Source organism: Kitasatospora sp. NPDC036755 (assembly GCF_040636595.1).
Taxonomy (GTDB): Bacteria; Actinomycetota; Actinomycetes; order Streptomycetales; family Streptomycetaceae; genus Kitasatospora.
The window spans coordinates 1-13,328 of the sequence record NZ_JBEZUT010000247.1 but is presented as its reverse complement, the minus strand read 5'-3'; the positions used below and the strand labels follow the sequence as shown (position 1 = coordinate 13,328).

Genomic DNA, 13,328 nt, shown 5'->3' with positions numbered 1-13,328 from the left:
CGGGTGGCCCGCCCGTCGGCCCCGGCGTGGCCGACTCCTCGTCGACGGCCGGCCGGCCCGGCCCGAGCGCGTCGATCCGTTCGAACGGCCCGGGCAGGCGCGGGCGCACCCGTACCCCGGCCGGGGCCGGGTCCGGATCGCCCTTCGCCACCAGGCGGTCGAAGTGGTCAGGCATCTGCACACAGCTCCAGGTAGTAGCGGCGCCGCAGCGGGCTGAGCGCCAGGATCTCCGTCTCGCTCCAGCCGTAGGCGGAGGCCAGGAGGTGGACGTCGAGCAGGGTCGCGCGCGCCCAGTCGTCGAGCTCCTCCCAGAGGTAGGAGGCGATGTCCAGCTCGGCGAGGGCGGGCCGGTCGCACTCGGGGCAGCGGAGGTTCAGCCGGACGTCCGCGCACGGGTCGGCGGCGGCCGCGGCCTCGGCCAGCCGCCGCTGGACGGGTTCGGGGAGCTGCCGGGCGGCCACCGGCTCCCCGTGGTGCTCGGCGTCCAGGACGCACCGCTCCAGCAGGACGTCCCTGGCCCGGCCCGCGGGGGCCCGTTCGGCGGCGGCGAGGTCCCCGGGGGTGGGCAGTCGGAAGCCGACCCGCCAGCCGTCCAGCTCCACCCGCAGCGGGCCGGTGGCCGGCCGCGCCGTGCCGACCAGCTGCCCGGCGTCGAAGGCGAACTCCATCTCCTCCGCGCAGTCCGGGCAGCCGAGCCGTACGTCGAGCCGCTGGCCGAACAACTCGGCGCGCAGGCCGAAGAGTTCGGCGGCCTGCTCGCCGAGCGGCACGCCCAGCAGCTCCTCCGCCCCGACGCCCGGCCGGGCGACGGTGTGCAGCAGCAGGGCCCGCCCGGTGCGGTCGGCCGCGAGACCGGCCTCCCAGGTGGCCAACAGGGCCTCCGCCCCGGCGGGTTCCATCGGTCGGCCGCTCAGGCCGGCTGCTGGAACGACGGCTCTTCGGGCTCGGGCGTCTCCTCGTCCCGCTCCCAGCCCTCCACCTCCAGTTTGAGGCTCTGGATCGCCACCGCGTTGGCGTTGGCGTCCAGTTCGCCGAGCACCTGGTACTCGCTCGGCCACGCGCGGTACAGCTTGTGGGCGACGGCCACCTGCCCCGCCTCGTTGAGCACCTGGATCACCAGGTCCTTGCGGAAGTCCCGGAGCGAGACCTCCGCCCCGCGGCCCGCGCCGACCATCCAGACCTTGTTGGCCCAGCGGTCGAACTCCGGGTCGTGGGTGACGCCGCGCTCCAGAGTGACCGCCTCGAAGTCGGTGCGGCCCGGCGACTTCCGCGGCGCGCTCGGATCGCCCCCGCTGCGGTGCTTGACCACTTCGGTGGTGCGTTTGAGCGGGCTGACCTTGCTGATTCCGGCGACGACCCGGCCGTCCCAGACCACCAGGAACTTGAAGTTCTTGTACGGATCGAACCGGTGCGGATTGACGGTGAACTCGACCATGGAGATCCTAAACCTCGAACTGTCCGGCGAGCTGCTCGATCTTGACGATCACGAATTCCGCGGGTTTCAGCGGCGCGAATCCGACCACGACGTTCACCACACCGCGATTGACGTCGTCCTGCGTGGTGGTGTCCTTGTCGCACTTGACGAAATAGGCCGAACGCGCGGACGTCCCCTGGAACGCGCCCTGCTGGAACAGCGAGTGCAGGAACGCGCCCACGTTCAGCCGGATCTGCGCCCAGAGCCGCTCGTCGTTGGGCTCGAACACGACCCACTTGGTGCCGCGGTAGAGGCTCTCCTCCAGCATCAGCGCGAGCCGCCGCACCGGGACGTACTTCCACTGCGAGCTCAGCGCGTCGGCGCCGGCCATCGTCCGGGCGCCCCACACCACCGGGCCGACCACCGGGAACGTCCGCAGGCAGTTCACCGCGAGCGGGTTCAGCAGGCCGTTCTCCCGGTCCGTCAGCGGGACGGTCAGCGCCCGGACCCCGGGCAGGCCGGCCTCGGTGCCCGCCGGCGCCTTCCAGACGCCCCGCTGGCCGTCGGTGCGCGCCATCACGCCGGCGACGGTGCCGGACGGCGGGAAGCTGCGCAGCCGGCCGGTGAGCGGGTCGACCAGCTCCAGGTGCGGGAAGTACAGCGCCGCGTGGTCGCTGCGCACCGAGTCGAAGGCGGACAGGCCCGCCCGGGCGGCGTCCAGGGTCGTCCACGCCTGCGGCGGGTCGACGATCAGGAACATCCGCTTCTCCGCGCAGAGCGCCTGGGCGGCCGAGACGACCGTGACGGCGTCGTCGACGCTGGCGTAGCCGGCCAGCTCCGGCAGCACCAGCAGGTTGACGTCCTGCACGTCGCGCAGGGCCTGGATGCCGGTCTTGCCGGCCTCGCTGCCGATCAGGTCGGTCAGGCCAGGGGTGCCGCCGTCCTGGCCGTCGGCGAGCGCCTGGACGGGCGGGTTGACGGAGCCCTCCAGGCCGAGGTTGTTGGCGGCCTCGCCGAGGAAGCGCACCACGTCGGCCGGGTCGGTGGAGCCCGCGACGACCTGGAGCTGCCGGCCGAACACGCTCACCCGGGTGCCCGCGAAGGCCCGCCGGCCCGGGGCGTCGGGCAGGGCGCGCAGCTTGCGCTCCAGCAGCAGGGCGAGTTCGGCGACGGTGGTCGGCGCGGCGCCGTCCGCGGCCGGGTCGTGGATCCTCAGCGTCCGCGAGACGTCACCGATCTTGACCTGGATCTCGTGGGTGAGGTCCGGCAGGGTGGCCGCGAAGGGCTTGGAGACGGTGCCGGCCGGGTCCGGCCGGCTCTCCGCCAGGACCTTCACCCGGACGACCGCCGAACCGCCGTTCACCACCGTCTCGGCGAACCGGGGGCTCGCGTCCCGCACGGACAGGTCCGTGAAGGACTCCCGGACGGCGCCCGAGGTGTCGAAGACCCGGAGGTTGAAGGTCTCGGCCGGGGTCGGCGTCCCGTAGTCCACGGCGACCCGCAGCGACGCGCCCCAGAGCCCCGGCTCGACGGCCTCGACCTTCAGGGCCGGGGCGGCGGTGGAGGTCTGCGTCGAGGCGAGCGTGACGCCCGCCGCGGCGCCGGTGCCGGCCGCCGCGACCCGGACCACGACCGCGATCGAGCCTCCGTTGAGGAAGAACTGCTGGACGGCGTAACCGACCGCGCTCTGGCTCGCGAGACCGCCGAAACGGCGCTCGAAGTCCGCGAAACTCGTGAGGGTGACGGGCTGGTCCAGCGGGCCGCGCCGGGTGGCCCCGACGAAGGCGGTCACCGAGGTGCTCACCGCGGTGATGGTTCGGACGCCACTGGGAAGTTCTTCGATGTAGACGCCCGGGTAGGTGGGTGTCGTCGGCAAATTCCCCCTCCGTTCACTTCGTGCATCAAGGGACCCGGGGAATGGGATTCGGATCGCGGGCAGGCCGCGAGGACCTGATGCATGGGTGGCAGGCTCAGTCTCAGATTCGAGTGACTATTCGTCAAGAGCTGGACTGAGAAAGGTAATTGTATGATTTTGGGTGGTGCGGGGGCCGCGGAATTCCACGGTCCGGCGGCCCCCGACCGCTGCTCGGCGTGTGGTGTTCGGTGTGCGTCGGAGCGTGCTCGGTCAGCCGCCTTCGGGCAGGTTCCGGTAGTCCGGGCGGTGCGGCGCGGGGTCCTTCGGTGCCGGGTCCGTCGACGCGGGTGCGGGTGCGGGTGCCGGGGCGGGCTGGCCGGGTGCGGGCGCGGCCGGCGGTGCGGCCGGAACCGGTGCCGGTGCCGGGGTCGGGTTCGGAACCGAGGTCGGTGCCGGGGTCGGCGGCTGGTAGGACGGCGGCCGGGCGGCCCCCAGGAACCAGCCCCAGGAGGCGCCGTACCGGTGCTCCAGGAAGCGGAACGCCGCGTAGTAGACCGTGCCGAACCCGGTCACCAGGGCGGAGGTGACGGAGGCGTCGTCCAGGTGGATGCCGAGCCGGGCGGCCTGCACCACGAGGAAGGCGACGATGTAGGGCACGCACGTGCGCCACAGGGACAGGGCGAGTTGGTACATGGTCCTCCCTCGGCCGGTGTCAGCCGACGACCGTGAAGCCGTGCTCCCGGCCGAGCCGGGTCAGCGAGTCGATGCCGGGTATGCCGTCCGCCTGCTGCCCGCTGTACCCGTACCTGCCCTGCAGGGCGGAGTAGGCGTCGACGGTGTTGGTGCCGAAGGAGCCGTCGGCCCACTGCCGGTCGAGCAGTCCCTCGGCGACGAGGGCCAGTTCCACCGTGAACACGTCGTCCGGGTACGTGGTGGCGCCCTGCGCGGCGTCCGGGTCCCGGCGGGCCGCCTCGACGACCCTCGACTTCGACACCTCGGCCAGCGGCACCGCCCCGCCGAGCAGCCGGCGCAGCGACGCCTCGCCGGGCACGCCGTCCGCGTCCCCGCCGGAGAAGCCCAGACTGCGCTGGTAGTCCGCGTAGTTGAGGGTGTCGGCGTCCGTCCAGTTCGGGCCGGGGCCCTCGCTGTAGTGCGAGCCGAAGCCCGCCGCCACCAGCGCCTCGCCGGCGAGGGTGACCTGCGGACCGTGGGCGCCGTAGCCGTACGACAGGCCGCCGACCGCGTTCTGGTACCGGGCCGGGGTCGGGTCCGGCTGCGGCGCGGGTTCCGGGGCCGGCGGGGTGGTCGGTCCGGACGGGCGCGGCGCACCCGACGTCACCCAGGCGTACAGCGCCGGGCCGGGGCAGTCGGTCGAGTAGCCGTCCCGGTGCCCCTTGATCTCCGGGCCCGCCGGGCCCTGTCGGACGCAGTACTCGATCGCGTCCCGCAGGCCGTTGAGCAGTTCCGGGGTCGGCTCGGTCGACCCGGAGGAGCCGATCAGCCCGCAGACCGCGTAGTGCGCCTCGTTGAGCGGGACGTCGCCGTTGGCGCTGTTGCGCCGGTTCAGTCCGCGGCCCTCGAACACGTGGCCGTGCTCGCAGACCACGAAGCTGTAGCCGATGTCCGACCAGCGGTCGTCGTCCATGTGCGAGGCCTGGAGGCGCCGTACGTAGGCCGGGCAGGTGTCGTGGGTGTCGAAGTTGTACGCCGTGCCGAGGTAGTGCACCTTCACCCCGGCGCGCGGGCCGGCGTACGGGATCGAACCGTTGGGCTCGCGCCAGTTTCGCGCCCCCCACTGGGCGCGGTCCACCAGCTGCAGCCCCGGCCAGTCGGCCACCGGCGGCACCGGGTCCGCCGCCGGCGGCGCCGGGTCGGGCGCCGGGGCCTGGCCGCCGCCGGCCCACGCCCTCAGCTCGTCCGGCGAGCCGTTGAACACGTCCGCGTCGATCGGGTTGTCGCTGTACTGGTGGAAGCGCCAGGAGGCCTGGATGCGCGGCGACCCCGCGGACACGTAGTCCGCGATCCACAGGAAGTCGCCCGCGTTGTCGTCGGTCCGGAACCAGTAGTCCCGGTTGGTGTAGAGCCCGACCAGGTGGTCCGGGTAGCGCTGCTTGACCGCCGCCAGCCACTGGTTCTTCGCCGCGGTCGCGTCCCCGTCGCCGACCGACTGCCCGTACGGCTCGAAGTCCAGCACCAGCAGCTCGCCCGCGGGCACCCGTCCCACGACCCGGCAGAAGTGCTCCACCTCGCCGTCGACCGGATTCTCCGCGTGCAGGAAGTGGTAGTGCCCGACCACCAGCCCCCGCCGCCGGGCGTCCGCGAGCTTGTCGGTGTAACCCGACTGATCGGTGTGGCCGCCCTCGGTGGCCTTGATGAAGACGAAATCCGCGTCCCCCGGAACGCCCGACTGGAAGTCGGAGACGTCATAACCCTTCGCGTATGCCATCAGGAAGCTCCCCCTTTGCGCCGATGGCAACCACAGCCGACCGGCCCCACCCGGGGCGCACGACATCGGCCAGAGCGTCATGTCCACTCCAGCGTACAGCTGACGAAAGGTCAACTCCCTTGTTTTTCAAGCACATTGACCGCAGCAGCGGCTATTCCGGTTCCCGTGTCGGTGTCCTATGCCACCAGCAACCGCCGGCCCCCTGGCCCCCTGCCCCCAGGCCACGGGTCGCTCCTCACGCGCGGGGCGGTCCCGGCCCGGTTAGCCTGGAGGTGCGCCCGCACACTGTCCTCGCCCGAGGGGTTGATCGGTCATCCTCCACCCATTCATCGGCCGGCTGGGGATCGTCGCCCGGTCGTTCCCCGCCGTGTGCCGTCGGCTCGGGGTGGGCCGGGCAGTCCGGCTGGGCGCCGATGAGCTGCTCTTCGACCTGCGCCACGGCACCGAGACCGGCATCGACGTGGCGGCCCGGCACGAGGGGGCGAGCCCCCGGCTGTTCGCCGAGCTGGTGCGGGTGCTGCCGGCGGACGGCCGGCGGGTGCTGCTCGACCTCGGCGCCGGCAAGGGCCGGGCGCTGCTGCTCGCCGCGCGGCACGGCTTCCGGGAGGCGGTCGGGGTGGAGCTGTCCCCGGAGCTCTGCGCCGTGGCCCGGGCGAACCTGCGCGGACGCCGGGCCGGAGCCGGCGGCTGTCGGACCGAGGTGCACTGTGCGGACGCGGCCGGGTTCGAGGTGCCGGACCGGGTCGACACCGTCTTCCTCTTCGACCCGTTCCCCGAGGAGACGCTGCGGGCCGTCGTCGGACGGCTGACCGCCTCCATGGAGCGGTCCCCGAGGGAGGTCCACGTCCTGTACCAGCATCCGAGGCTCGCCCGGGTGCTGACGGAGGCGGGGTTCGCCCCGGTCTACCGGATCGGCTCCGAGGGGATGGTGCTGCGCCGCGACGGCAGGGCCGACGGGGCTCCGGCTCCGGCTTCCGGTGCCGCGTACAAGCGGGACAGGAAGTCGTAGATCAGCAGTTCCTGGGCCCGGGCGTGGGAGCGCAGTACTCGGTTGGCGTGCAGGTGGACGTAGTTGCCCGCCAGGGCGGCGATCGGGGTGCCGATCCGCCCGGCCCGAACTCCCTCGCGCAGCTCCGCCGCGAGGGACCGGATGGCGGCGGACGTGTCGTCCGGCGCGCCCGGGGTCGCCAACAGTCTTTCCAGGGTCACGCGTTCGTGGCGGAATCGGTCGCCGATCCCGCGTCGGACGGACTGATCCACCCGGAACTCGGCGCGGAAGCGGTCGCGGGCGGCGCTCACCAGGGCGCGCTTCTCGGCCCGCGGCAGCCCGAGATCGGTCAGCAGCCGGTCGATGCCGACCAGCGCGGCCCGCCAGCGGGAGTCCGCACCACCTTCCGTGCCGCCGTCCGCGCCGCCGTCCGCGCCGCGCTCGGTGCCGCCCTCCGGGCCGAGGGACTCGACGGTGCGGAGCGCGGCCTCACTGTCCTGCCGGAACAGCAGTTCCGAGAGCCGGATGCCGAGCGGGCCGCCGTAGCGCTCGATCTCCCGTTCGTAGGTGTCGAGTTGGATGCGCCGGACGACGCCGTCCGCGAGCAGCGGCCGCGCCGCGTCGTACAGGGCGGGCAGGACGTCGGCGGCCAGGCGCCGCCGATCGCCGTGCAGCCGCACCCGGAGGTGCCAGTCCGGGTCGGAGTAGCGGACGTAGAACCAGCTGTCGGCCGCGCCCTGGGCGATGGCGCGGCGGACGAGTGGCCGGACGACCCGGCGCAGGGCTTCGTCGGCGCCGGCCGAGCCGGTGTAGAGCTTGGCGTAGAGCCACTCGGAACCGGGCGGGAAGTTCCGCACGCACGGTCGCGCTCCGGCGGCGCGCGGTGGCCCCGGGTCGGCCCGGCGCGCGGGCGGGTGCGCCCGCGGCTGCGCGGGCGGGTGCGCGTCGGTCCGGACGAAGGGGACCACCACCTCATGGGTGAACCGCCCCTCGGGGCCGCGGGCGAGCACGTCCTCGTCGCCGAGGAACAGCTCCGCCAGGGTGGCCGTGGAGCGGCCGTCCAGCAGCCGGGCCGCCATGTCGAGGAAGACGGTGTTCTCGAGGTCGACGGGCAGCAGCCGGTCGCCCTCCGCCACGGCGACCCACCGCGGCAGACCCAGCTCCCGGCGCAGCCCCTGTACCGCGACGAACCGTTCACCCGGGGACGGCGCCGCGAAGCGCTCCAGCTGCCTCTCGGTCAGGTTCCAGTGCGCCCGGGCGAGCACCAGGCGCCCGGAGACGACCCGCGGCAGGTACGGTGCGGCGGCCAGCGGCCCGAGGACGGCGTCCAGCCCGCGTGCCTGCTGCGGGGCCTGCAGCGCGCACAGGAAGCGGTAGAGGCCGAGGTTCGCGGGGGCGGCGAAGTGGTGGGCGGACGTCAGTCGGGGGACGACCTCGGCCCCCAGCCGGGTGGAGCGCAGCGCCAGGCGGTCGCCGTCGAGGGTGAGGGTCAGGTCGGTCAGCGGGATCTGCCGGTCGGGTGGCGCGCCGGAACGGCCGAGGCAGGGGATCTCGTGGCCGCGCAGCAGCGGCCGCCGGAGGACGTTGCCGATCCGCTCGCCGGGCAGGTGGGCGATCTCCGCGAACACCGTGTCCGGTCTGTGCGCCTCCTCGGCGCGGAGATGGGCCCGGACGCACCGGGTGAGGTCGTCTCCGTCATGGCAGAACCGGCCCAGCAGGTACGCCCCGGAGGGTCCGCCCAGGGCGGATATGTGCACCCGGTAGCGCCCCCGCGCCACCGCCTGGGGGCTCTCGGCGAGGATGCTCGCCACGACGCCGAAGGAGTCGGGCAGCGGCGGCCGGTCGACGGGGCCCTCGTCGGCGGCTGTGAGCGCGTCGAGCCGTTCCGGGCCGAGGGAGAGTTCCTTCGCGCCGGTGCGCAGCGCCTCGCCCAGCCAGGTCAGCAGCAGCCGGTGGCGCCCGTCCCAGCGCTGCTCGCCGTCGACGGGCCGGCCGGGGGCGTCCTGGCCGGCGAGGTCGAGGCCGGCGAGCAGTGGTTCGGCGGCGGTCGGTGGGGCGGCCCGGACGGGGAACCCGAGGCCGGACTCCGGGTCCAGCGCCTCGCACAGCGGTACCTCGCGGGCGCCGTAGCGGGTCCGGTAGGCCGCGGTGAACCGCGCGAGCTGCGGGTCCGGGCGGGTGCCGCCCAAGCGGTGGACGAGCCGGGCTCCCCGGAGTACCTCGGCGGCCACCGCACGCCCCAGCACGGCCCGCGCGGCGGGTTTCACCAGGTCGATCCGGAACAGCCCGGCCGGTTCGGCCGGGTCCGCCGGGTCCGCCGGTTCCGCCGCGACCGGCGGGCAGGTGAGCAGCGCCGCCGCGCGGGCGTAGTGGCCGGACGCCTCGCCGGGCGGCCGGCGGTCCGCCATGGCGAGCTGCCGCCGGGCGGCGTCCAGCGCGGCCGTGACGGGGCCGAGCCCGGCCCGTCGGGCGAACGGCCGGATCTGGGCGAGCAGGTCCGCCAGCGGCTCGGGCCCGCTCACCGGCGGTACGAGCTCGGGAACGAGGATCTGGTGCTCGATCAGCCCCTCGACGGCCCGGCGGGCTTCCCCGGGCTCCGCGTCCGGTTCGGCGGCGAGCACGGCGGCGACGAGTTCGTCCGGGCGGGCGCCGGGGCCCGCCCGGTCGACGGCGGCGAGGAGCCACGGCGCGGGCTCGACGTCGACCAGCCGATGGGCCGGGCCCGCGTCCGTTCGCAGCACCTCGATGTACCGGAGCCGCCCGGCGGCCCGGTACAGGCTGGAGTTGGGCCGGTGGACCACGTGCCGTCGCACCTCCGGCCGCCGCCGCAGGTCGGCGGTCAGCGCGCCGAGGTAGCCGAAGTCCAGGCCGGTGCGGCGCCGGTAGGAGGCGGACGGTCCGAGTTCGAGGACGGTCGGGCCGTCCGCCGCGGGGTCGACGGAGCCGACCGAGCAGCCGGCGAGGAGCCCGAACGGGGTCGGCCTGGCGGACATCCGGGCGAGGTAGCGCAGCAGGCTGTGTTCGGCGTTCCGGCCGCGCCGGCTGTCGGGGAAGTGCTCCCAGGCGTCCAGGCCCGCTGTGAGCGAGGAGGAGGCGACGGACAGCGCCTCCCGGACGTCGGCACGGCCGTACAGCGCCCGCAGTCGTGCGCGCACCCGCAGCCGGTCGCGCCGGACGGCGGCGCCGACCAGGTCCGGGTGCCCGCCGCACCGCGCGGCGGTCAGTCCCTCACCGAGGCCCAACAGCGTCTCCAGGGGCAGCAGCGGGGTGCGGAGCACGAAGAACTCCGCGGCCGCCCAGGCCGGTTCGCCCGGTGCGAGCTCACCGCGCACGGGTCGGGCGGGGCCGGTCGCGTCGGAGCCCACGGCCGGTCAGCTCCGGTCGAGCAGCCGGGCCCACCCGCGCCGGAGCAGGAACGGCCACAGTGGCGGGGCCGACAGCCCCTGGGTGAGCGGGCGCGGCCAGAAGAAGTTGACGTTCAGCGCCCAGGCCGAGACCACCGTCACCTGGTGGTACCAGCCCACCGGGATGTAGAGCGACTCGCCCGCGTCCAGGGTGCACTGCCAGCCGGCGGCACGGCGGGCCCGCGGGAACCGTTCGTAGTCGGGGAGGTTGGGGTCGAAGCGGCAGTGCGTGATCTGCGGGATGCGGTAGACGCGCCGGGCCTGCGAGGGTGGATAGAGGACGAAGTGCTTGCGTCCGACGACCTGGACGTTGCAGTTCGGCGTCACGTCGCAGTGCAGCCCGGAGGAGGTCCCGAGGACGCCGCACCAGAGGTTGGTGTCGATCGGACCGCGTCGGTACCAGCCGGGTGGCGGCGCGTCGTCGAGCAGGTCCTCGGACAGCTGCCGAAGCTTCGCGTCGAGGTAGTACGAGCAGCGGAACCCGTCGGCGCACACCGCCCGGGTGATCTCACCGGCGCCGCTGCAGGACAGGGCGATCCGCTCCAGCCCGTCGGCGGTGTCCAGCACCCAGTCGAGGTACCGGCCGAAGGAGGTCCGCCCGCCGGCCGCGAGGTTCTGGAAGATGTTCCGCGGTGGCCCGTTCGTCTCCCGGACCGTCACCTCCCGTTCCCCGGCGACGGACCGCAGGTAGTCCGGGTCCCAGCGGTGCAGGGCCGGCCAGTCCCGGACGTTGTCCAGGACGACCCGGGGCTCGCCCTTGCGCAGCGGCGCGCGGAAGTCGTCGCGGCTGACGCGTGGGACGGCTCGGAGGGCCGTGCCCCACCCTCCCGGGAGGCTCCCCGGCATCTACTCGGGCCTGCGCCGCGTGGTGCGTCCCCGTCGGGATTCGGGCGACCCGGGGGCCGACGCCGTCTCGTCGCAGGTCCACAGGCTCCAGCCCTGGGTGGTGAGCAGCGGGTCGTCGAGGTCGGCCACGGTGGACCGCTTCAGGTCGAGGGTCTTCTTGCCGTCCTCCGGCTCGGTGGTGCGCTCCATGGTTCCCATCCTTCGAAAGCGAGGAACCCGCTGCCGGGAAGGCCTCGGGTCAGCGGGGTCTCGGGTCGACTGCGGTGCGTCATTTCAGGAAGACCTCCCGGGCCAGCCTCATCCCGAGCAGCTCGCGGAACTGCGCGCAGCCGTGCGACGGCCGGTCGGGCCCGTCGAGCCGGGCCGAGAGGTCGGCCATCCGCTCGCTGTAGCCGTCCAGGGCGGCCATGTTCTCGACCTCGGTCACGATCATGACGTTCCAGTCGTCACGGCCGGTCGGCGGGGAGACCACGATGCGGTAGTCGCGGATCAGCTTCTGCCGCTTGGCCTCCTCCATCAGGGGCTTCCACTGCGCCCTCAGATTGGCGAGGTAGGCGTTGGTCAGGCCGGGCTTGGTCCGGGCGAACTGCACCGACCACACCGGTCCCTCGGAGAAGGCGAAGTCACCCGCAGCCGTGGCGGTTTCGTTCTCGGTCATCGAATTCTCGTTCCGGACGTTCGAGTGCGTTCACCGGGCGTCCCCGTCCGGCGGGACGGCCCGCGCCGCGCACGGCTTCGACGGGGCGGGAGGGGCGGAATCGGGTACGGGACGGACGTGTGTCCCGCGCCCGGACCGCCGTCCGGGCGGGCCGCTCCTCCAGGATGCTGCGGCGGGCCCGGTCCCACAACCGCTGGGAAAGCGCGAGGACACCGCGGTGGCTCCGGCGAGGCCACCGCGGCTTCCTCACGGCCGGAGTCCTAGCGCGAACCGGCCGACTCGATGAGCGCGCTGGTGACGATCGTCAGCGTGGCCGGCGCGTCGGTCGCGGGGTAGCCGTCCACCTCGCCGCTCTGGGTGCCGCGCACCGACCACACGAACGCGACCGCGCCCTTGTCGTCCACCACGCGCTGCTGCAGCGTGAACGTGGCGTCAGGGAACGCGGCGCGGATCCTGGCGATCAGCTGGCGGGTCTCGTCCGCGCCCGTGGCGCGGTACCGCCGGGGCACGCTCTGCCGTTCTTCTGTTGCCATCACAGGTCTCCTGTCGGGGTTGCGGGCACCGCACCGCCGGTCGGCGATGCGACGTGCAGGGCGCGGAGCGCCGTCGCCGTGGTGAACAGCCGCCGCCAGTCCTCGGCGACGATGTCGAGGCCCGCGATCGATTCCGTCCACGACGTCTGTTCCCAGGGCTCGGTCAGTTGTGGCCGGGGCACCCGGAGGATCGGCTCGACGGGCCAGCTCCCGTCCGGTCGCTGGTGTTCCACCAGCCACCGGATGCCGCGGGCCAGGGCCGCCCGGAGGGCCGGGCGGTCGGCTCGGAGTGATGCCGTGAGCAGTTCGCCCAGCGTCTGGACGGCCAGCGCGGTGGCGAAGGCGGCGCACGCGCGGTCCGGCGCGTGCGCCCAGCCCCCGTCCGGGCGCTGGGCGCGCAGCAGCCACCCGGCGGCTCCCGCCCGGGCCGTCGCCGCCCCGGGCAGGTCGGTACGGCGGCTCAGCTCTCCGATCGCCTGTACCGCACGGCACGTGGTGTAGAGCCCGCCTGTCCACCAGTAGGCCTCCCAGTTGCCCTCCGGGCGCTGTTGCTCCAGGAGTCGGCGCGCGGCTCGCAGCGCCGCGCTCCGCTCCCGGGCGCCGTCCAGACCGGCCAGCAGCAGCGCCACCACGGCGGTCACGCACGGGTGCGAGGAGGTCCAACCGCGCAGGTCGCCGGCATCGGAGTGGAACCGGACGAGCCAGGGCTCCGGGTCCACGATGGTGGTGAACCCGCCGTCGGGCCGCTGCGTCGACAGCAGCCAGTCCAGCGCCGGCCGCCACCGCTGCGGTTCCGGCGCGCCGACCCGGGTCAGGAACAGCAGGGCGTTCGCCGTGGAGTCGACGTCCACCGGCCACTGGCCGTTGTAGCCCCACCCGGCTCCCGGAACGCGGTTGGCGACGAGCCAATCGGACGCCTTCACAAGGGAGTTCACCGGATTCGCGGGGGCTGGGGCGTTCGCCGCGGTCGGGGCGTCGGCCGCCGTGCCGACGGTCGCCAGATTCCAGCCGACGTAGCCGGTGACCCAGGCGGTGCTCTGCTGGCCGAGCAGCAGGAAGTCGCCCCAGCGACCGGCCGGATCCTGTTCCCGCCGCAGGTAGCCGGCCGCCGCCGCGAGGGCGCCGGCGACCGACGAGGACCGGGCCCTGGGCTACCACCTGGTCTGGCTCGCCGACGTCCTGCG

12 protein-coding genes are annotated in these 13,328 nt (G+C 74.1%); 1 reads left to right on the top strand and 11 read right to left on the bottom strand.

Translation table 11 applies throughout. The annotated features are described in order from the left end of the window. Nucleotides 1-167 precede the first annotated feature (167 nt). The 5 genes from AB0E96_RS29520 to AB0E96_RS29500 all read right to left on the bottom strand — a co-directional run bounded on the left by AB0E96_RS29520 (nucleotide 168) and on the right by AB0E96_RS29500 (nucleotide 5,715). Nucleotides 168-872, bottom strand: a complete 705-nt coding sequence (locus AB0E96_RS29520) for a hypothetical protein (RefSeq protein ID WP_359828771.1) — start codon at nucleotides 870-872, stop codon at nucleotides 168-170. Between the two features lie 38 nt (nucleotides 873-910). Beyond that, the gene (locus AB0E96_RS29515) at nucleotides 911-1,435 is read right to left on the bottom strand and encodes a phage tail protein (protein WP_359828769.1); all 525 of its coding nucleotides are present in this window, start codon (nucleotides 1,433-1,435) and stop codon (nucleotides 911-913) included. Between the two features lie 7 nt (nucleotides 1,436-1,442). Further along, a complete protein-coding gene (locus tag AB0E96_RS29510; RefSeq protein WP_359828767.1) occupies nucleotides 1,443-3,290 on the bottom strand; it encodes a phage tail sheath C-terminal domain-containing protein in 1,848 nt (615 codons plus the stop codon). A gap of 249 nt (nucleotides 3,291-3,539) precedes the next feature. Further along, nucleotides 3,540-3,962: a hypothetical protein gene (locus AB0E96_RS29505; protein WP_359828766.1), complete on the bottom strand. Its 423-nt coding sequence runs from the start codon at nucleotides 3,960-3,962 to the stop codon at nucleotides 3,540-3,542. Between the two features lie 19 nt (nucleotides 3,963-3,981). Continuing rightward, nucleotides 3,982-5,715 carry a peptidoglycan-binding protein gene (locus AB0E96_RS29500; protein WP_359828764.1) on the bottom strand — a complete coding sequence of 578 codons (1,734 nt, stop codon included), beginning with the start codon at nucleotides 5,713-5,715 and terminating at the stop codon, nucleotides 3,982-3,984. A 385-nt stretch (nucleotides 5,716-6,100) separates the two neighbouring features. Here AB0E96_RS29500 and AB0E96_RS29495 point away from each other — a divergent pair, with 385 nt between their 5' ends. Beyond that, a complete protein-coding gene (locus AB0E96_RS29495) occupies nucleotides 6,101-6,724 on the top strand; it encodes a class I SAM-dependent methyltransferase (protein ID WP_359828763.1) in 624 nt (207 codons plus the stop codon). Here the strand turns inward: AB0E96_RS29495 and AB0E96_RS29490 are convergent. From AB0E96_RS29490 to AB0E96_RS29465, 6 genes are all read right to left on the bottom strand, one after another. Beyond that, nucleotides 6,619-10,068, bottom strand: coding sequence for a lantibiotic dehydratase (locus AB0E96_RS29490; RefSeq protein ID WP_359828761.1), 3,450 nt, complete (start codon nucleotides 10,066-10,068; stop codon nucleotides 6,619-6,621). The genes AB0E96_RS29495 and AB0E96_RS29490 overlap by 106 nt on opposite strands. Before the next feature lie 6 nt (nucleotides 10,069-10,074). Next, nucleotides 10,075-10,953: a cupin-like domain-containing protein gene (locus tag AB0E96_RS29485; RefSeq protein ID WP_359828759.1), complete on the bottom strand. Its 879-nt coding sequence runs from the start codon at nucleotides 10,951-10,953 to the stop codon at nucleotides 10,075-10,077. Continuing rightward, on the bottom strand, nucleotides 10,954-11,142 hold the full coding sequence (locus AB0E96_RS29480) for a hypothetical protein (RefSeq protein WP_359828758.1): 189 nt from the start codon (nucleotides 11,140-11,142) through the stop codon (nucleotides 10,954-10,956). It lies immediately after the preceding gene. Nucleotides 11,143-11,221: 79 nt separating this feature from the next. After that, nucleotides 11,222-11,611, bottom strand: a complete 390-nt coding sequence (locus AB0E96_RS29475) for a hypothetical protein (protein ID WP_359828756.1) — start codon at nucleotides 11,609-11,611, stop codon at nucleotides 11,222-11,224. Between the two features lie 260 nt (nucleotides 11,612-11,871). After that, on the bottom strand, nucleotides 11,872-12,144 hold the full coding sequence (locus tag AB0E96_RS29470) for an ester cyclase (RefSeq protein WP_359828754.1): 273 nt from the start codon (nucleotides 12,142-12,144) through the stop codon (nucleotides 11,872-11,874). Then, on the bottom strand, nucleotides 12,144-13,196 hold the full coding sequence (locus tag AB0E96_RS29465; RefSeq protein ID WP_359828773.1) for a prenyltransferase/squalene oxidase repeat-containing protein: 1,053 nt from the start codon (nucleotides 13,194-13,196) through the stop codon (nucleotides 12,144-12,146). Before AB0E96_RS29465 ends, AB0E96_RS29470 begins: the two co-directional genes overlap by 1 nt. Nucleotides 13,197-13,328 lie beyond the last annotated feature (132 nt).